This window comes from Geodermatophilus sp. SYSU D00696 (assembly GCF_054050235.1).
Genome location: NZ_JBJGYY010000011.1, coordinates 68,694 through 86,758, shown reverse-complemented (window position 1 = coordinate 86,758; position 18,065 = coordinate 68,694). Strand labels below are relative to the sequence as shown.

At 76.1% G+C, this 18,065-nt stretch carries 18 protein-coding genes; 12 read left to right on the top strand and 6 right to left on the bottom strand.

The window, feature by feature from the left end; all coding sequences use genetic code 11:
• Positions 1-66: 66 nt before the first annotated feature.
• Together ACI79O_RS09400 and ACI79O_RS09395 are read left to right on the top strand one after the other, a co-directional pair.
• Positions 67-1,062: an ATP-binding cassette domain-containing protein gene (locus ACI79O_RS09400; RefSeq protein WP_456887474.1), complete on the top strand. Its 996-nt coding sequence runs from the start codon at positions 67-69 to the stop codon at positions 1,060-1,062.
• Entirely contained in the window at positions 1,059-1,901 is an 843-nt protein-coding gene (locus ACI79O_RS09395) for an ABC transporter permease (RefSeq protein ID WP_456876833.1), read from the top strand. Before ACI79O_RS09400 ends, ACI79O_RS09395 begins: the two co-directional genes overlap by 4 nt.
• Positions 1,902-1,929: 28 nt before the next feature.
• On the opposite strand, the gene ftsH is transcribed toward ACI79O_RS09395, so the two are convergent.
• Entirely contained in the window at positions 1,930-4,008 is a 2,079-nt protein-coding gene (ftsH, locus tag ACI79O_RS09390; RefSeq protein ID WP_456913966.1) for an ATP-dependent zinc metalloprotease FtsH, read from the bottom strand.
• A 435-nt stretch (positions 4,009-4,443) separates the two neighbouring features.
• On the opposite strand from ftsH, the gene ACI79O_RS09385 reads away from it, so the two are divergent.
• The gene (locus ACI79O_RS09385; RefSeq protein WP_456887476.1) at positions 4,444-4,701 is read left to right on the top strand and encodes a hypothetical protein; all 258 of its coding nucleotides are present in this window, start codon (positions 4,444-4,446) and stop codon (positions 4,699-4,701) included.
• Positions 4,702-4,883: 182 nt separating this feature from the next.
• Here the strand turns inward: ACI79O_RS09385 and ACI79O_RS09380 are convergent, their stop codons facing one another.
• The gene (locus ACI79O_RS09380; RefSeq protein ID WP_456913965.1) at positions 4,884-5,723 is read right to left on the bottom strand and encodes a phytanoyl-CoA dioxygenase family protein; all 840 of its coding nucleotides are present in this window, start codon (positions 5,721-5,723) and stop codon (positions 4,884-4,886) included.
• Between the two features lie 41 nt (positions 5,724-5,764).
• Here ACI79O_RS09380 and ACI79O_RS09375 point away from each other — a divergent pair, with 41 nt between their 5' ends.
• Positions 5,765-6,685 carry a helix-turn-helix domain-containing protein gene (locus tag ACI79O_RS09375; protein WP_456913964.1) on the top strand — a complete coding sequence of 307 codons (921 nt, stop codon included), beginning with the start codon at positions 5,765-5,767 and terminating at the stop codon, positions 6,683-6,685.
• 4 nt (positions 6,686-6,689) lie between these two features.
• Here the strand turns inward: ACI79O_RS09375 and ACI79O_RS09370 are convergent, their stop codons facing one another.
• The gene (locus tag ACI79O_RS09370) at positions 6,690-7,649 is read right to left on the bottom strand and encodes a quinone oxidoreductase family protein (protein ID WP_456913963.1); all 960 of its coding nucleotides are present in this window, start codon (positions 7,647-7,649) and stop codon (positions 6,690-6,692) included.
• A 169-nt stretch (positions 7,650-7,818) separates the two neighbouring features.
• On the opposite strand from ACI79O_RS09370, the gene ACI79O_RS09365 reads away from it, so the two are divergent.
• Together ACI79O_RS09365 and ACI79O_RS09360 are read left to right on the top strand one after the other, a co-directional pair.
• Positions 7,819-9,084 carry a multidrug effflux MFS transporter gene (locus tag ACI79O_RS09365; protein ID WP_456913962.1) on the top strand — a complete coding sequence of 422 codons (1,266 nt, stop codon included), beginning with the start codon at positions 7,819-7,821 and terminating at the stop codon, positions 9,082-9,084.
• 129 nt (positions 9,085-9,213) lie between these two features.
• Positions 9,214-9,699, top strand: a complete 486-nt coding sequence (locus tag ACI79O_RS09360; protein ID WP_456913961.1) for a DUF1579 family protein — start codon at positions 9,214-9,216, stop codon at positions 9,697-9,699.
• Positions 9,700-9,736: 37 nt separating this feature from the next.
• On the opposite strand, the gene ACI79O_RS09355 is transcribed toward ACI79O_RS09360, so the two are convergent.
• On the bottom strand, positions 9,737-10,129 hold the full coding sequence (locus ACI79O_RS09355; RefSeq protein ID WP_456913960.1) for an amphi-Trp domain-containing protein: 393 nt from the start codon (positions 10,127-10,129) through the stop codon (positions 9,737-9,739).
• A 203-nt stretch (positions 10,130-10,332) separates the two neighbouring features.
• Here ACI79O_RS09355 and ACI79O_RS09350 point away from each other — a divergent pair, with 203 nt between their 5' ends.
• The 4 genes from ACI79O_RS09350 to ACI79O_RS09335 all read left to right on the top strand — a co-directional run bounded on the left by ACI79O_RS09350 (position 10,333) and on the right by ACI79O_RS09335 (position 14,431).
• Positions 10,333-11,781 (top strand): DUF2252 domain-containing protein, encoded by a 1,449-nt coding sequence (locus ACI79O_RS09350; protein ID WP_456887483.1) that lies wholly within the window; start codon positions 10,333-10,335, stop codon positions 11,779-11,781.
• Between the two features lie 113 nt (positions 11,782-11,894).
• Positions 11,895-12,257: a carboxymuconolactone decarboxylase family protein gene (locus ACI79O_RS09345; protein ID WP_456876843.1), complete on the top strand. Its 363-nt coding sequence runs from the start codon at positions 11,895-11,897 to the stop codon at positions 12,255-12,257.
• Between the two features lie 40 nt (positions 12,258-12,297).
• On the top strand, positions 12,298-13,716 hold the full coding sequence (locus ACI79O_RS09340) for an MFS transporter (RefSeq protein ID WP_456913959.1): 1,419 nt from the start codon (positions 12,298-12,300) through the stop codon (positions 13,714-13,716).
• A gap of 88 nt (positions 13,717-13,804) precedes the next feature.
• Positions 13,805-14,431: an antibiotic biosynthesis monooxygenase gene (locus ACI79O_RS09335; protein WP_456876845.1), complete on the top strand. Its 627-nt coding sequence runs from the start codon at positions 13,805-13,807 to the stop codon at positions 14,429-14,431.
• A gap of 77 nt (positions 14,432-14,508) precedes the next feature.
• Here the strand turns inward: ACI79O_RS09335 and ACI79O_RS09330 are convergent, their stop codons facing one another.
• Positions 14,509-16,077: a PP2C family protein-serine/threonine phosphatase gene (locus ACI79O_RS09330; RefSeq protein WP_456913958.1), complete on the bottom strand. Its 1,569-nt coding sequence runs from the start codon at positions 16,075-16,077 to the stop codon at positions 14,509-14,511.
• Positions 16,078-16,338: 261 nt separating this feature from the next.
• Here ACI79O_RS09330 and merB point away from each other — a divergent pair, with 261 nt between their 5' ends.
• Entirely contained in the window at positions 16,339-16,998 is a 660-nt protein-coding gene (gene merB / locus ACI79O_RS09325; protein ID WP_456887486.1) for an organomercurial lyase, read from the top strand.
• Positions 16,999-17,029: 31 nt separating this feature from the next.
• Here merB and ACI79O_RS09320 read toward each other — a convergent pair whose 3' ends face one another.
• The gene (locus tag ACI79O_RS09320; RefSeq protein WP_456887487.1) at positions 17,030-17,200 is read right to left on the bottom strand and encodes a hypothetical protein; all 171 of its coding nucleotides are present in this window, start codon (positions 17,198-17,200) and stop codon (positions 17,030-17,032) included.
• A gap of 126 nt (positions 17,201-17,326) precedes the next feature.
• On the opposite strand from ACI79O_RS09320, the gene ACI79O_RS09315 reads away from it, so the two are divergent.
• A complete protein-coding gene (locus ACI79O_RS09315; RefSeq protein ID WP_456913957.1) occupies positions 17,327-18,055 on the top strand; it encodes an enoyl-CoA hydratase/isomerase family protein in 729 nt (242 codons plus the stop codon).
• Positions 18,056-18,065: the final 10 nt, after the last annotated feature.

The following is an 18,065-nucleotide window of genomic DNA, read 5'->3' as shown; positions in this document are numbered from 1 at the left end:
TGTCGGGGTGACCCCGCCGGAACCCCCCTCCGCGCGACCGACGGCACCCCGGGACCAGGAGGCGGTATGAACGTCCCACCCGCGGTCGAGGCGATCGACCTGACCAAGCACTTCGGAGACAACCGCGCCGTCGACGGCGTGAGCTTCGTCGTCCCCACGGGGACGGTCCTGGGGCTGCTCGGCCCCAACGGCGCCGGCAAGACCACGCTGGTGCGGATGCTGACCACGCTCAGCGTGCCCACCAGCGGCACCGGCCGGGTGGCCGGGTTCGACGTCCGGGAGCAGCCCGAGGCGGTCCGCCGCAGCATCGGCCTGACCGGTCAGGCGGCGACGGTCGACGAGATCCTCACCGGGCGCGAGAACCTGCGGCTGATCGGCAGCCTCTACGGCCTGGGCCGCGGCTACGTCCGTCGGGCGTCGGACGACCTGCTGGAGCGCTTCGACCTCGCCGCGGCCGCCGACCGGCCGGCGAAGTCCTACTCCGGGGGCATGCGCCGGCGGCTCGACCTCGCGGTGAGCCTGCTGGCGGCCCCGCCGATCCTGTTCCTCGACGAGCCCACCACCGGGCTGGACCCGCAGAGCCGGTCGGGGCTGTGGGAGGTGCTGCGCGAGCTCGTGCAGGAGGGCACCACGCTGGTGCTCACCACGCAGTACCTGGAGGAGGCCGACCACCTCGCCGACGAGATCGTGGTGGTCGACAAGGGCCGCGTCATCGCCGCCGGCACCCCGACCCAGCTCAAGGACCAGGCCGGGCAGGCCAGCGTCGTGGTCACCCTGACCCACGCCGCCGACCTCGACGCGGCCGCCGCCCTGATGCGCGACCACTCCCCCGAGGTGCACGTCGAGGCGGGCAGCCGTCGGCTGACCGCGCAGGCCGGCGGGCTGGGCGACATGACCCGGATCGCCGCGGTGTTCGAGCACAGCGGGATCGAGCTCGACGACCTCGGGCTGGCCCGGCCGAGCCTCGACGACGTGTTCCTGCACCTGACCGGGCACCGCGCCGAGTCGGCCACCACCGAAGAGACCACTACGGGGGCCCAGACCGAGGGAGCCGCGTCGTGACCGCCACCCAGACCCCGCTCCGGGCCACGGCCCGACCGGAGATCCATCCGCCGTCGCTGCTGCGGGCGTCGTCGACGATCGTCTGGCGCAACCTGATCCACATCCGGCGGATGCCGGAGATGCTGCTCGACGTCACCGTGCAGTCGGTGATGTTCGTGCTGCTGTTCGCCTACGTGTTCGGCGGCGCCATCGCCGTGGCCGGCTCGAACTACCGGGAGTTCCTGCTGCCCGGGATCATGGTGCAGACGATGGTGTTCTCCTCCGCCATCGTCGCCATGGGGCTGACCAACGACCTGCAGAAGGGGTTCGTCGACCGCTTCAAGTCCCTGCCGGTCCCGCGGGCGGCGGTGCTCGTCGGGCGGAGCCTGTCCAGCCTGATCCACTCCAGCATCGGCGTCGCCGTCATGGCGCTGACCGGCCTGCTCATCGGGTGGCGGATCCGCAACGGCCTCGTCGACGGCGTCCTCGGGTTCCTGCTGCTGCTGGTGTTCGGCTTCGCCATGATCTGGCTGGGGATCTGGGTCGGCTCGCTGATGCGGACCGTGGAGGCCGTGCAGGGCTTCATGTTCACCGTCATGTTCCCGCTGACGTTCGTGGCCAACACGTTCGCGCCGACCGAGAGCATGCCCGCGTGGCTGCGCACCATCGCCGAGTGGAACCCGGTCTCGGCGCTGACCCAGGCCTGCCGGGAGCTGTGGGGCAACGGCCTGCCCGCCCCCGCGGACGCCGCCTGGCCGCTGCAGAACCCGGTCCTGGTGTCGATCGCCTGGTCGCTGCTGCTCACGGCGCTGTTCGCGCCGCTGGCCCTCTCGGCGTTCCGCCGCCGGTCCCGGGACTGACGAGGGCCCGGGGCCCCGGGCCCCGGGGTCAGCGCACGGCGGCGACGTCGGCCGGCAGCCCGGGGGCCCGGCCGGCGGCCGGCGTCTCCCCCCGGGCGACGGCCGCCGGGGCGCTGTCCGGGCGCACCCCGGCGGCGACGTAGGCCTCGTCCTCCTCGAGGGTCTCCCGCTCGAGGAGGGCGGCGGCCAGCCGGTCCAGCCGGTCCCGGTTGGCCCGCAGCGTCGCGACCGCCTCGGCGTAGCACTCCTCGACCAGCCGGCGCACCTCGGCGTCGACGAGTTCCCGCGTCGCCGGGGCGGCGCCGTCGGCGGCGAAGGGCTGGTCCCCCGACGGCGGCAGGACCGCCACCGGGCCCACCGCCGGTGACATGCCCCACCGGCCGACCATCTGCCGGGCGAGCCGGGTCACCTGCTCGAGGTCGTCGGCGGCGCCGGTGGTGACGTCGCCGTAGACGACCTCCTCGGCGGCCCGCCCGCCTAACGCACCGACGATGCGGCCCCGCAGGTACCGCACCGAGTAGCCGTACCGGTCGCCCTCCGGCGTCTGCACGGTCACCCCGAGGGCCTGTCCCCGCGGGATGATCGTCACGCGGCGCACCGGGTCCGCGCCGGGCGTGAGCATGCCGAGCAGCGCGTGCCCCGCCTCGTGGTGGGCGGTGCGGAGCTTCTCCTCCGGGGAGAGCACGATGCCGCGCACCGTGCCCAGCAGGGTCTTCTCCAGCGCCTCGGCGAGGTCGGCGCCGGCGACCTGCTCACGGCGGTTCTTCGCGGCCAGCAGTGCCGCCTCGTTGACCAGGTTGGCCAGGTCGGCGCCGACCATCCCGGGCGTCGCGGCGGCCACCGCGGCGAGGTCGACGTCGGGCGCCAGCGGCACCTCCCGGGTGTGCACCCGGAGGATCTCCAGCCGCCCGGCGCGGTCGGGCGGGCCGACGGTCACCCGGCGGTCGAAGCGGCCGGGCCGCAGCAGCGCCGGGTCGAGGATCTCGGGCCGGTTGGTGGCGGCGAGCACGACCACGCCCTGGTTGCCCTGGAACCCGTCCATCTCGGTGAGGACCTGGTTGAGCGTCTGCTCGCGCTCGTCGACGCCTCCGGTGGTGGCCGTCCCGCCCCGCGCCCGGCCGATGGCGTCGAGCTCGTCGATGAACACGATCGAGGGCGCCACCTTCTTCGCCTGGGCGAACAGGTCGCGCACCCGGCTGGCACCCACGCCCACGATCGCCTCGATGAACTCCGAGGCCGAGATGGAGAAGAACGGCACCCCGGCCTCGCCGGCCACGGCCCGGGCGAGCAGGGTCTTGCCGGTGCCGGGCGGGCCGGAGAGCAGCACGCCCCGCGGGATCCGCGCCCCGAGCCGGGTGTAGCGCCCGGGGTCGCGCAGGAAGTCGACGACCTCGCCCACCTCCTGCTCGACCGCGTCGATCCCGGCGACGTCGGCGAACGTCGTCCGCCGCCCGGAGTCGGGCCGGTAGAGGGTGGCCTTCGACCGGCCGAAGCCGCCGAGCGCGCCGGCGCCGGAGGCCGCCCGCCGCCGCAGGAACCACAGCAGGAGCGCCACCAGCAGCAGGGTCGGGCCGAAGCCGACGACGACCTGCACCCACAGCGGCGGGCCGGCGTCCGGCGAGACGGCGTCGACGGTGACGTCCTGGGCCTCCAGCGTGGCCAGCAGGTCGTCGGTGGCGAAGGACGGGCGCTGGGTGGTGAACAGCTCCGTCGGGGCGGCGTCGTCCCCGCCGGGCGGGTCGACGGCGGTGCGGAACTCCCCCTCGATGGTGTCCCCGGTCGAGGTCACCGACGCGACGTTGCCGGCGGTCAGCTGGTCGGTGAAGTACGTGTAGGGGACCGCGGCCCGCGGCGGTGGGCCCATCGCGACCGACGCGATGATCCAGTTGACGGCCAGCGCGGCCAGCACCAGCCACCACAGGGCGCCCAGCCGCGGGCGCTGCGCCGCCGGGCGGCCCCGGTCGTCGGGCATGCCCTCGACGCGCCACGGCGGGGGACGGCGGGACACGCCGTCGTCGCGGCCGCGCAGCCGGGCCCAGGATCCCGAGCGGCGCGTGCTCTCGTCCTCCGGCGCGCCCGCCTCCCCCCGTGTCGCAGCACCGGCCATCGGGACCCTCCCCTGTCGAGCGCAGCCTCGTCCGCCGCGTCGGGGCCACCGTGCCGCCGCACCGCGGGTGCTCGCGCCAGGGAAGGACCCTGGGCTCGGGTGCGCCGGCCGGGCACCGCTCCGTGTCGACCTGGTGCGGTCCCCGTGGCCGGGAGACCGCACCAGGTCGACACCGGGCGCCCGCGCGCCCGGGGGGCAGGCCAGGCCGTCGACGTGCACGCCCGTTGCGCGCAGGTCCGCGACACCGGTCAGCGGGCCGGGTCCGTCTCGTCGAGCCCGAGGGGAGAGCTGGAGTCGCCGGTGCAACGGCACGACGTCTCGCGATGGGGGACCGCACGACGACGACAGCCGGTGGTGATGCACCCGTGACAGGTCGGTGACGCGCCATGACGACCATCGGCAACGACTCTCGGCACGTCCAGGAGAGGAGTGGTCATGTCTGCACCCCTCGAGGTGTCGCAACCCCACGATCCGACCCGACCGGGACGGACCACGGCGGCCAAGGCCTGGGTGGCCGCGATCTACAGCGCGGTCCTCGCATTCCTGTCATCGCTCCTCACCGCACTGGGCGGTGCGGACACCGGCTTCGACTCGGTCACCGCAGGTCAGTGGCTGACGGCGGTGGTCGCTGCCCTCGTCGCCTTCGGTGGGGCTGCCGGTCTCACCTATTACGTCCCCAACAAGCCCCGGTGACGAGCCAGGCGCAGTGCCGGACCGATGCGAGTCGATCGCGCCGTTGACATCGCGTGTCTCCCGCTGGGGATGATGTCGCCAGGCCGGGTAACAGCCTCTGATCCGGTCGCCGTGCGCCGGTCGGCTGACCCCACTCAGGGCGAGCACCGGAAGGACGTGTCCCGGTCGCGCTCGGTGAGCGGTCAGCCCGCGCTGCACCACTCCCCCGGCGTGTGCACGCCGTGGGCCACCCGCAGGTCGACGCCGTCGTCCCCGGGACGCAGGTGCGGCGAGGGGCGCCAGTCGTGCCGGGGCGCGGCCGGCCGGGCCGCGGCGTGCGCGGCCAGGGCGGCGGGCAGCAGCCGCATCCGGGCGGCGAGCCACTCGTCGTCCCAGGGGCCGTCCTCGAGCACCGAGGCGGCGGGGCGGAACTCCAGGTAGACCGTGCGCCGCAGCGGCGAGCCGGCGGTGGGCGGCGAGCCGTGCACCACCATGTCGTCGTGGACGAGGACGTCCCCGGGCGCCATCGGCACCTCGACCGCGCCGGGCACGTCCCAGCCGTGGGCGTCGCGCAGCCCGCAGGCGTCGGTGCGCGCCCGCTGCGAACCGGGCACCACCCGCAGCGCGCCCTGCCCGGGCAGCGCGGCGTCGAGGTAGACGTCGACGTTGAACAGCCGGTGCCGCCGGGCGTGCACGGCGTCCTGGTGCCACGGCACGGGCGCGCCGGCGCCCTCGGCCTTGACCACGAGCGACTCGTAGGTGGGCACCAGGTCCGGCCCGGCCAGCGACTCGGCGATGCCGAGCACCTCCGGGCTGCCGAGCAGCTCCAGCGAGGCGTCCTCGCCCTTGTCGTGCAGGTAGTCGACCCGCCACAGCACGCCGCCGGTGAACAGGTGGTCCCCAGTGGGCGGCATCGACGTCCACCGGTCGGCGGCGGCGCGCAGCCGGGCGAGCAGGTCGGCGGGGATGCGGTCGCGCAGGACGAGGAACCCCTCGGCGTCGAACCGGGCGACCTGGGCGGGGGTCAGGGACAGCGGCGTCATGCCCCCGATGCTCGGCCGGGCCGGCGCGGGAGACTCCCGGCATGGACGGCGGTGCTTCCCGGATCCGCGCCGGGTCCCCGGCCGAGCCCCTGCTCGCCGGCCCGGTGCACGAGGAGCACGGCCTGGCCTGCCGGCTGAGCACCCGGCCGGTGATGCGCCGCGCGCACCGGCACGACGACGTCGAGCTCGCGCTGGCCGTGGGCGGGTGGGTCGAGCACGAGCACGCGGGCCGGCGGGTGCGGGTGCCCGACGGGACGCTGGTCGTGGCGTGGGGGGCGCTGCCCCACCGGGTGAGCGCCGCCGGGGACGGCGCGGCGGTCCGCTGGCTCACCGTGCCGCTGGCCGATGCGCTGGAGTGGGACGTGGAGGGCCGGCTGACCGCGGCGCTGCTGCGCGGCGAGCGGCGGGTGCTGCCCGGCCGGTCCGACGACGCCGCGCGCTTCGCCGGCTGGGCGGCCGACCTGGCCGGCGGCGTCCCGGCCGAGGCCCGCGCGGCCCGGCTGGAGGTGCGCGCGCTGCTGGAGCGGCTGTCGGTGCTCGACCCGGATCCGGACCCGGCGCAGGACGAGGGCCCGGCGGAGGACGAGGGCCCGGCGGAGGACGAGGGCCCCGCCCCTGACCGGCACGCGCGGCGGGTGGCGCAGATGGCCGCCTTCGTCGCGGCGCGGTTCCGCGAGCCGATCGGCGTCGCCGAGGTCGCCGCCGCCGCGCACCTGCACCCGGCCACGGCGACCGCCGCCTTCCGCGCGGTCACCGGCACCACCCCGGCCGCGTTCCTGCTGCGCTGCCGGCTGGCCGAGGCCCGGCGGCTGCTGCTGGTCACCACGGCCGACGTCGACGCCGTCGCCCGGCGGGCCGGCTTCGGCTCCACGAGCAGCTTCTACGCCGCCTTCACCCGCGAGGTCGGCGAGCCGCCGGCGGCCTGGCGGCGGCGCCGGCTGGCGCGCCGGGAACTGGTCTGAGCCGCTACGGCAGCAGCAGGAGCTTGCCCGTGGTCCGCCGCGCCTCCAGGTCCTCGTGGGCGCGCCGGGCCTCGCTCAGCGGGTGACGGCCGCCGATGCGCACGTCGAGCCGGCCGGAGGCGACCAGGTCCAGGACGGCGCCGACCCGCTCCCGGAGCAGATGCGGGGTGCGGGTGTAGGTCCCCAGCGTCGGCCGCTGGACGTACAGCGACCCGTGCGCCGCCAGCTGCTGCAGCGGCAGCGGCTCGGGCTGCCCGCTCGCGGCGCCGAAGAGGACCATCCGGCCGGTGGGCCGCAGCGCGGTCAGCCCCGCGGCGAACGTCGCCCTCCCGACGCCGTCGTAGACCACCGCCGCGCCCTCGCCGCCGGAGAGCTCGCGCACCCGCTCGGGGAACCCCGCGTAGCCCACGACGACGTCGTCGGCCCCGGCCCCCCGCGCCAGCACGGCCTTGTCCTCGGTCGACACCGTGGCCAGCACGTGCCCGCCCCGGGCGCGCACCAGCTGCGTGAGCAGGAGCCCGACGCCGCCGGCCGCGCTGTGCACGACCGCCCAGTCGCCCTCGGACACCGGGTAGGAGTCGGCGGCCAGGTACTGGGCGGTGCAGCCCTGCAGCACCACGGCAGCGGCCAGCTCGGCGGGCACGCCGTCGGGTACCGGGACCAGCCTGTCCCTCGGCGCGGCCACGCGGGTCGCGTAGCTGCCCGGGACGTCGAGCCAGGCCACCCGCTCGCCGGTGCCGGCCACGGTGCCGGCCCCCTCCGCGCCCACGACCGCCGGCAGGCGGCCCCCGTAGGGCGGGCGCCCCTCCCGCTCGTAGACGTCGCGGAAGTTCACGCCCACGGCCTCGACGTCGACGAGGACCTGCCCCTCCCCCGGCTCGGGGTCGGGGAGGTCGCGGACCTGCAGCACCTCGGGCCCACCGGTGCGTTCGACGACCACCGCCTGCACGGTGCCTCCCGTCATCGATCCGGTCGTGTCACCGGGATGGTCCTCCCCGGGGGGCCCGACGGTGTGATCTGCGACGGGAACACGACTCCGCGCCTTCGCGAGTGGAATGGCCGGTGGGTGGTAACGCTTGTCGTCTGCAACCACAGTCCAGACGGGGCGCTGCCGCGCGCCCAGGGGGAAGTCCGTGACCGTCACCCACGACCGCAGCACCACCGTGCCCGCGGAGGTCCAGACGCCGCACCGCGCGGTGCTGGTGCTCGTCCTCGGCGCCTTCGTCGCCGTCGGCGCGTTCACCATCGACATGTACCTGCCGGCGCTGCCGGCCATCGCCACCGACCTGCGCACCAGCTCGCCGATGGTCCAGCTGACCCTGACCGGCACGCTGGCCGGGCTGGCGATCGGGCAGCTCGTGATCGGGCCGCTCGCCGACGCGCTGGGCCGCCGCCGTCCGATGCTGGCGGGGACCGCGCTGCACGTGGTGGCCTCGCTGCTGGTCCTCGTCGCGCCGACCGTCGAGGTGCTCGGGGTGCTGCGGGTCCTGCAGGGCGTGGGCAGCGCCGCCGGTGGGGTGGTCGCCATGGCGATCGTGCGGGACCTGTTCGAGGGCCGGGCGGCCGCCGCCATGCTGTCGCGGCTGTTCCTCGTCATGGGCGCCGCCCCGGTGCTCGCCCCGACGATCGGCGGCGAGCTGCTGCGGATCACCTCGTGGCGCGGGGTGTTCGTCGTCCTCGCGGGTTACGGGCTGCTCCTGCTCGTCGTCGGCGCGCTCGTCGTCCCGGAGACCCTGCCGCCGGCCCGCCGCGTGACCGGCGGCGTCGCCGGGGTCCTGCGCACCTACCGGGGGCTGCTCCGGGACCGGGTGTACGTGGGGCTGGTGGTGGTGGCCGGGCTGACCATGGCCGGGCTGTTCAGCTACGTCTCCGGGTCCTCCTTCGTCTACCAGCGGCAGTTCGGCCTCGACGAGCAGCAGTTCGGGATGCTGTTCGGCGCGGGCGCCTTCTGGCTGATCGGCGCGACCCAGCTCAACCCGGTCCTGCTGCGCCGGTGGTCGCCGGCGCAGCTCCTGTCCGCCGCGATGTCGGCCGGTGCGGTCGCCGCGCTGGTGCTGCTGGCGCTGGCGGTCACCGGGACCGGCGGGCTCGCCGGCGTGGTCGTCCCGCTGTGGGCCGTGCTCGCCGCCATCGGGCTGGCGCTGCCCAACGCCCCGGCGCTCGCGCTGGCCGCGCACGGCGAGACCGCGGGCTCCGCGGCCGCCCTGCTGGGCGCGGTCCAGTTCGGCATCGGCGCCGCGGTCTCCCCGCTCGTCGGCCTGCTCGGCAACGACGCCACGGCGATGGCGCTCACCATGGTGGGCGGCCTGGTCCTGGCCATCGGGGTGCTCGGCACCGTCGTCCGGCCGTGGCGGCTGACCGAGCTGGGCGACTCCCCGGCGGTCGCCGTCGCCCACTGAGCGGCGGCCCGGCCGCGCGCACGAGCGCGGCCGGGTGGCCGGGACGACGACGCGGCGATGACTCCGGCCCGGCGCGGCGGTCTGAGTACTCGAGGACCCCGTTCCGTCCCTCCCGAGAGGACCGCCGCCATGGCCGAGACCGACCGCACCGACCGGGCCGGCGGGCCCCGGGCCCCCGAACCCCACCCGCGGCTGCGCGACCTCGACGTGCTCGTGGGCACGTGGCGGCTGGAGGGCAGCGACCTCGACGGCAGCGGCGCGTTCACCGGCACGGTGACGCGACGCTGGCTCGAGGGCGGCCACTTCCTCGTGCAGCAGATGCGGATCGACGGGGACGAGCACGAGGGCGCCGAGTACATCGGCTACGACCACGCGCAGCAGACGCTGCGGTCGATGTTCTTCAGCAACGAGGGGCCCGGCCCGTACTGCTCCTTCGCACTCGAGTACTCCTGGCAGATCGAGGGCGACGACCTCACCGTCTGGCACGGGGCCAAGGACTCCCCCGCCCGCTTCCACGGCACCATCGACCGCGCCGCCGGCACCGTCGACGGCCGCTGGGAGTGGCCCGGCGGCGGTTACCGGGCCACGGAGACCCGCGTCGACGACGGCGGGTGAGCGGCCGGTCCGGCGCCGCGGGGTCGGGCCGGCCAGGTCAGGCCGGGGACGGGCGGCGCTTCTCCTGCCGCGTCCGGCTCTCCGGCGCCTTCCGCGGACCGGGCGTGCCCGCCGCAGCCGAGCCCTCGGCCGCCGGTGCGCGGTCCTCCTCCGACCGCGCCTCGTCGGACCCGTCCTGCGGCGGTGCCGCGGTAGCCCGGCCGGGGACGGCCCACTTCAGCTCCAGCTCCAGCTCGATCTCGTCGCCGTCGACCTCCACCTCGAGCTCGCAGCGGAGCCGGTCGGCCACCGTCAGCTCCAGGGTGGTGTCGCCCAGCTCGACGGTGACCTCGCCGTCGTCGGACCCCAGCCCCTCCGCCAGCGCCGCCAGGAAGCGGGCGATCTCCGGACGGCTCAGCGTCCGTTCCTGCTCGATCTTCACGTCCGACACGGGCTCCTCCGTTCCTCCGCGCACGCCGCGCGCCGCGGCGCCGAGGGTCCCGCGCCCGGCGCCCGGCGACCTCATCCCCGCCGGGTGAGGCCGCCGGCGCACCCGCCCGGCACGGTCGCGCCATGAGGACAGGTGCAGCCGGACGCCGAGCAGCCGGGTCCACGACCCCCACCCGCCACGCCCGCCGGGGAGGTGGCAGCGCCGTGCTCAACCGGACCGCGGTCGCCCTCGACGACGGCGCGGTGCGGGCCGCGGCCCCGCCCGCCCGGCCCACCCCGCAGGAACGGAAGGCCGCGGGCAAGGCGCTGCGCGCCGGCGCACCCCTGGCCGCGCTCGCCGAGTCCCCCCGGGCCACGCGCACCCGCGACCCCCTCACCCTGCTCGTGGAGCAGGCCGCCGACCGGGTGCCCGAGCTGGTGCCGATCCGCTACGGGCGGATGCTGCAGTCCCCGTTCGCCTACTACCGCGGCGCCGCCCGGGTCATGGCCGCCGACCAGGCCGGGGCGTCGCGGTCGGGCCTGACCGTGCAGATGTGCGGCGACGCGCACGCGGCCAACTTCGGCCTGTACGGCTCACCGGAGCGCCGGCTGGTGTTCGACACCAACGACTTCGACGAGACCCTGCCGGGCCCGTTCGAGCACGACGTCCAGCGGCTGGTCGCCAGCCTGGAGCTCGCCGGCCGGGAGAACGGCCTGTCGCGCAAGCAGCGGCGGGCGGTCACCGTCGCCGCCGGCGCGCGGTACCGGACGGCGATGGCGGAGTTCGCGGCGCAGCGGGACATCGAGGTCTGGTACGCCGGCCTCGACGCCGAGGCGTTGCAGCGCGACCTGATCCCGCAGCTCGGGCCGGGCGCGCGCAAGCGGCTGGCCCGCGCGCTCGAGCGGGCGCGGACCCGCGACAGCCTCCAGGCCTTCGGCAAGCTCACCGAGCTGGTCGACGGCCGGCTGCGGATCAAGGCCGAGCCCCCGCTGCTGGTGCCGCTGCGCGACCTCCTGCCCGGGGCGGAGGGCCCGGACCCGGCCCGCGCCTTCCACGGCCTGATCCGGCTGTACCGGAGCACGCTGCAGGTCGACCGCCGCACCCTGCTGGAGCGGTACGCGTTCGTCGACATGGCCCGCAAGGTCGTCGGGGTGGGCAGCGTGGGCACCCGCTGCTGGGTGGTCCTGCTCGTCGGGCGCGACGACGACGACCCGCTGCTGCTCCAGGTCAAGGAGGCCGGCCCGTCGGTGCACGCCGAGTTCGTCGGGCCCAGCCAGTACACCCACCAGGGCGAGCGGGTGGTGGCCGGCCAGCACCTGATGCAACAGGCCAGCGACGTCTTCCTCGGCTGGGAGCGCACCGCCGGCGTCGACGGCGTGGAGCGGGACTTCTACCTCCGGCAGCTGCGGGACTGGAAGGGGTCGGTCGAGCTCGGCGACCTGCGCCCCGAGGGGCTGCAGATCCTCGGCTCGGTCTGCGCCTGGTGCCTGGCCCGGGCGCACGCCCGGACCGGCGACCGCATCGCGATCGCCGGCTACCTGGGCTCCTCGCCGGCGTTCGAGCACGCGCTCGCCGACTACGCGGAGGCGTGCGCCGACGTCACCGAGGGCGACCACCGGCAGCTGGCCGAGGCCGCCGCCGCGGGCCGGGTGCCCGTGCAGCGCGACGTCTGAGCGGGCCCCGCCCCGCCGCGCGCCCCGCCGGCCACATCGTCCGGACGGGAGGAGGCCCGGCGGCCCCGGTCTGCCGACGCTGGACGCCGCCGGTCCCCACCTCAGGAGGAGCCATGACCCAGACCACCCCCGACGCCACCCTCGACGGCCTCGCCCGTGGCGACGCCCCGGTGCTCGAGACCGTCCTCGCCATGAACCTGGACGCGCTCGACCGCTCCGGGCTGGACGCCGACACCTACCTGCTCGTCCGCCTGGCCGTGCTCGTCGCCATGGACGCCCCGCCCGCCTCCTACGCGGTCACCCTCGGCATGGCCGCGGACACCGACGTGACGGTCGAGCAGGCCCAGGCGGTCCTGGTCGCCATCGCCCCGCTGGTGGGGACCCCGCGGATCACCGCCGCGGCCGGCAACATCCTGCGCGCCATCGCGGGCGCGGAGGCCCTGGCCGAGGCCATCCCCGAGCAGCGCACGTCCTGACCCCGCACCGCGGGCGCCGATCCGGGATCGGAGGACACGGATGACCAGGACCGGCGCCCGCGCCGGCGCGGCCACGGCGACGGCAGGCGTGATCGTCCTGCCGCTCGCCCTCGCGCAGTTCATCGCCAGCTACGCCGCGTCGAACATGAACGTGGCGATCAGCACGATCGCCGACGACCTCGACACCGACGTCGCGGGGATCCAGACCACCATCACGCTGTTCACGCTGACGATGGCGGCGCTGATGATCCCCGGCAGCAAGCTCACCGACATCTGGGGCCGCAAGCGCTGCTTCGTCCTCGGCCTGCTGGTGTACGGCGCCGGCGCCCTGCTGGCCGCCCTCGCGCCGGGGCTGGCCGTGCTGACCGTCGGCTACTCCCTGCTGGAGGGGATCGGGTCGGCGCTGCTCATCCCGCCGATCTACATCCTCATCACCGTCGTGTTCGACGACGTGAAGACGCGCGCCAAGTGGTTCGGCGTGGTCAGCGGCGCCGCGGGGCTGGGCGCGGCCGCCGGGCCGCTGATCGGTGGCCTGATCACCAGCTACGTGAGCTGGCGGGCGTCGTTCGTCCTGCAGGCCGCGGTCGTGGGCGCGATCGTGCTGCTCGCCCGCCGGATCGACGACCCGCCGCTGCCGGCGCAGCGCCCGCGGTTCGACCTGCTCGGCGCCGTGCTGTCCGCCGCCGGTCTGTTCTTCGTCGTCTTCGGGATCCTGCAGACGGGCACCCAGGGCTGGACCTCGTCCCGGGTGTGGATCCTGGTCGCCCTCGGCGGCCTGTTCCTGGCCGTCTTCTTCCTCTACACGCAGACCCGAGAGCGGCACGGCCGGACGCCGCTGGTCTCACCCTCGCTGTTCCGCAACCGCACCTCCAACCTCGGGCTGACCACCCAGACCGTGCAGTGGCTGGTCATGCAGGGGGCGTTCTTCGTCATCTCGGTGTTCCTGCAGCAGGAGCGGGGCTACTCGGCGGTCCAGACCGGACTGATGCTGCTGCCGGCCACGATCGGCATCCTGCTGTCCGCCGGCGCCGCGCAGCGGATGGCCAGCCGACACCCGCAGCGACTGCTGATCCGGGCCGGCTTCACGCTCACCGTCATCGGCCTGGCGCTGCTGCTGGCGCTGGTCCGCCAGGACTCCGCGGTCTGGACCTTCTGGCCCGGGCTGTTCCTCATGGGCTTCGGCGTGGGGGCGATGCTCACCGCGTCGGTGAACGTGGTGCAGTCGGCCTGGCCGGAGTCGGTGCAGGGCGACATCTCCGGCGTTTCGCGCAGCGTCTCCAACCTCGGGTCCTCGCTCGGCGTCGCCATCGCCGGGTCGGTGCTCGTGGGGGCGACCGCCGGGGGCAACCCCCCGTTCCTCACCGCGATCGTGGTGGTCGGCGGGTTCGCCGTCGTCGGGTGGCTGGCCGCCTTCCTCCTCCCCCACACGCCACGCCGGAGCCCTCCGCCGTCGGCCTGAGGACCGTTGTCCGGAGCGCCGCCGAGGAGGAGGCTCGGGCGCGCGGCGATGCCGCAGGGGCGTCGCCGCCGTCCGAGAGGAGGGCGGCATGTACGCCCGATCCACCACCATCCGCGGCAACCCCGGATCGCTCGACGACGCCATCGCCTACATGCGCGACGAGGTCTGGCCGGCCGTGCAGGACATGGACGGCTGCGTCGGCCTGTCGATGCTGTGCGATCGCGAGACCGGCCGGTGCATCGCGACGTCGGCCTGGGAGGACCGGCAGGCGATGGACGCCAGCGCCGAGCGCGTCGCACCGATGCGCCGGCACCTGGTGGACCGCTTCGGCGCGGGTGAGGACCTCGAGGTGCGCGAGTGGGAGATCGCCGTCCTCCACCGCGCGCACACCGCCGGGGACGGCGCGTGCGCCCGGATCACCTGGAGCCACGGCGACCCGGCCAGGGCCGACCAGCTGCTGGACATGTACCGCACCAGCCTGATGCCGCGGATCCAGGAGACGCCCGGCTTCTGCAGCCTCAGCATGATGATCGACCGGGAGACCGGTCACGCCGTCGGCACCGTGGTCTTCGACGGCCGCGCCCACCTCGAGGAGTCCCGGGAACAGGCCCGCATGCTGCGCGAGGAGGGCGTCGCGATCATGGGCATCGACATCCTCGACGTCGCCGAGATGGACCTCGTCCTGGCCCACCTCCGGGTACCCGAGACCGTCTGAGGCCGGCCCGGTCAGGGGCCGCTCGGGATCCCCGGGACGGCACCGGCGGGCGGAGGGGACGCCGCTCCGCCCGCCGGTCACCTGCTCCAGCGCATGCCCAGCAGCACGGTGTCGTCCCCTCCGCCGTCGGCGGTGAGCGTCCGCATCAGGTCGTCGAGCGCCTCCGGCAGCGGCTGCCCGTCGAGGCCCGCGGCGGCGGCCCGCAGCCGGTCCAGGCCGGTGTCGATGACCTCGCCGCGGCGCTCGACGAGCCCGTCGGTGAAGGCGAGCAGCGTGCCGGTGGCCGGCACCCGGACCTCGGTGACCGGGGCCGGCGCCGGGGCGTCCACGCCGACCGGCGGGGTGACGGGCACCGCCAGGGAGCAGGCCCCGCCCCCGGTGACCAGCACGGGCGGGAAGTGCCCGGCGCAGGCCAGTCGCAGCCGTCCGGTGGCGGTGTCGAGCTCGCCGAGGAGCAGGGTGGCGAAGCGGTGGTCGGTGCTGACGTCGAGCAGCCGCCGCAGCCTGGCCAGCACCACGGTGACGTCGTCGCCCTGGGCCAGGTAGGCGCGGACCGCGAACCGCAGCTCGGCCATCGTGGTGGCCGCCGGCAGCCCGCTGCCGGAGATGTCGCCGACGACGAACACGCAGCAGCCGGGCCCGCGGGCGACGACGTCGTACCAGTCCCCGCCGACCTCGAGCTCGTCACCGCGGGCCTCGTAGCGGGCGGCGACCTCCAGCCCCTCCAGGACCGGGACCTCGGGCAGCAGCGCGTGCTGCAGGGTGCTCGCGATGCCGCGCTGCTGGCGGTAGAGCCGCTCGTTCTCGGCCGCCAGCCGCTCCGCCTCGCCGCGGCGCCGCAGGACCGCCGCGGCGGTCCGGGCCGCCGCGGCGGCGAGCGCGACGCCGACGCCGGTCACGATCCACGGCAGCGCGGAGGAGAGCGCGCCGGTCAGGCTCCCCGGGGAGGCGCCGACGACGGTGATCGCGGTGTCCCCGAACGCCACCGTGCTCCGGGCGGTCTCGCCGCGGATCGGCACCGGCCCGGTGGAGTACAGCAGCTGGTCGGCATTGGTGCCGCGCCCGAGGTGGACGGCGAAGTCCAGGCCGCCGAAGGCCTCGTCGGGCGGCACCTCGACGCGCCGGTCCGGTGGCAGGACCGACTCGGCGTAGACCACCAGGCCGGCGGTGTCCCCCGCCGGGCGCAGCGCGTACCCGAGCCGGTCCGGGTCACCGGGCAGGATGCCCCGCACCGCCAGCGTCCCGTCGGCGGGGGCGCCGGCGAGGAACGCGGCGAACCCGTTCCCGCCGGGACCGGCCGGCTCGGCTCCCTGCACCGCCAGCCGCTCGGCCCCTCCGCCGCCGGGGGCGCGCCACAGCGACAGCGACACCAGGTCCGCGCCGGAGACGCGGGCGGCAGCGAACCGCTCGAACGCGCCGGGATCGCCGCCGGTGGCGGTGGCGACCTGCCCGGCGTCGGCCAGCCGGGTGGTCAGCACCGCGACCTGGGTGGTCAGCACCGTGCCGGCCTGGGCGACCTCCCGCTCGAGGAGGTCCCGCTCGGCGCGGGCGTTGACCTGGCCGGCCAGCACCGCGAGCACCGCCGTGACCGCGAGGACCACGACGGCGACGAGGCCGGCGACCCGGCGCGGCGTCCCGGCGGTCACGGGGGTGCCGGCAGGACGACGCCGACGCGGCGCGTGCGGGCGGGCTGGGGCATGCGGGCCTCCCTCAACACGCACGCCACCGACTGCTCGAGGGCGCTCCGCACGGGATCGACGTGGCCGACCGCGTCCCGTCCCTGGACCGCGACAGTGGGGATGCTAGTCAGCCGCGGCGGCCGGGGACACCGGCTCGCCGCTCCCCCGGCCGCGGAGGCGAGCGGCCCGAGACCCCGCGACGGGCGGGCGGGCGGCCACACTGGCGCCGTGGACGACGAGGACCTGAGGCTGCTGGTGTACCGCTCGTTCGCCGACACCGGCGCGGCACCCGGTCCCGACCGGCTGGCGGAGGAGCTGGCCGTCGCGCCGGAGGACGTGCGGGCCGGCCTCCGGCGGTTGGCCGCGGCCCGGCACCTCGTCCTCGACGACGGGGACCGGGTGGTCATGGCCCATCCCTTCGCGGCCGTCCCGCTCGGGTTCGCCGTGATGGGGAGCCGCACCCTGTGGTGGGGCGGCTGCGCGTGGGACTCCTTCGCGCTGCCGCACCTGCTGCCCGACCAGGCGCCGGTCCTCGTGTCCACCCGCTGCCCGGGCTGCTCGCGGGCGCACGCCTGGGACGTCGGCCGGGACGCGCCCCCGGACGGGGACCAGGTGGCCCACTTCCTCGTCCCGGCCGCCCGCATCTGGGACGACGTCGTCCACACGTGCTCCCACCAGCGGCTGTTCTGCTCACCGGGCTGCGTGGACACCTGGCTGGCGCGGACCGGGGAGCCCCGCGGCTACACGATGGACCTCGCCACGCTGTGGCGGCTGGCCGCGCACTGGTACGACGGGCGCCTCGACCGCGGCTACCGGCGCCGGGACCCGGCGACCTCGGCCGAGTACCTGCGGAGCGTGGGACTGGCCGGCTCCTTCTGGGGGCTGTGACCCCACGCCGGCGGGCGGCGTCCGAGCGGGGTCAGTCCCCGCCGTCGTCGCCGCCGACGGCACCGTCCCCGCCGCCGGCGGGGGGTGCGACGCCGGCGTCCGGGTGCTCGGCGACCGTCCGCTCGAGCGGGACGGGCTCCGGCAGGGTCGTGTAGTCGACGTCGGCGGCGTACCGCCCGACGCGGGGCCCCGGCTCGGTCACGACGACCACCTCCTGACCGCAGTGTGCCCCCGGACCGGGCGCCCGGGGCTCTCGCCGACCGGCGGGGATGACCGACGCGGGCCGCCCGACCCGCCGCGCCGCCCCGGTTGCCGGGATGATGGCCGGGTGCTGGTCACCGAGGACCGCGGCGACGTCACCGTCCTGCGCATCGAGCACGGCCGGGTCGGCGCCCTGGACGTGGAGCTGCTGGACGCCCTCACCGCGGCGGTCGCCGGGTCCGACCGGGCGCTGGTGGTCACCGGCACCGGCTCCTCGTTCTCCGCCGGGGTGGACCTGCGCCGGATCCTCGACGGCGGGCGGCCCTACACCGAGGAGCTGCTGACGGCGCTCTCGCGCACGTTCCGCGCCGTGTTCGACCACCCGCGACCCACGGTCGCCGCGGTCAACGGGCACGCCATCGCCGGCGGCTGCGTGCTGGCCCTCGCCTGCGACCTGCGGCTGGTGTCGGGCGGGCGGATGGGGCTGACCGAGCTGGCGGTCGGCGTCCCCTTCCCGGCCGCCGCGCTGGAGATCGCCCGGCACGCGCTCGGGCCCCGCGCCGGCCGGGTGCTGCTCGGCGCGCAGGCCGTCGACCCGGAGCAGGCGCTGGCCCTGGGGATGGTCGACGAGGTCACCGCGCCCGGCGAGCTGCTGCCGCGGGCGCTCGCGCTGGCCGCCGAGCTGGCCGCCCGGTCACCGGAGTCCTACCGGCTGACCAAGACCGCCCTCCACCGCCCCGCCGACGCGGCGATCGCGGCGACCACCGCGGGCGACACGGCCGTCGTCGCCGGGTGGACCTCCGACGACACCCGGCAGCGGATCGACGCCGCGCTCGCGGCGCTGGCCCGCCGCTAGGACACCGGCA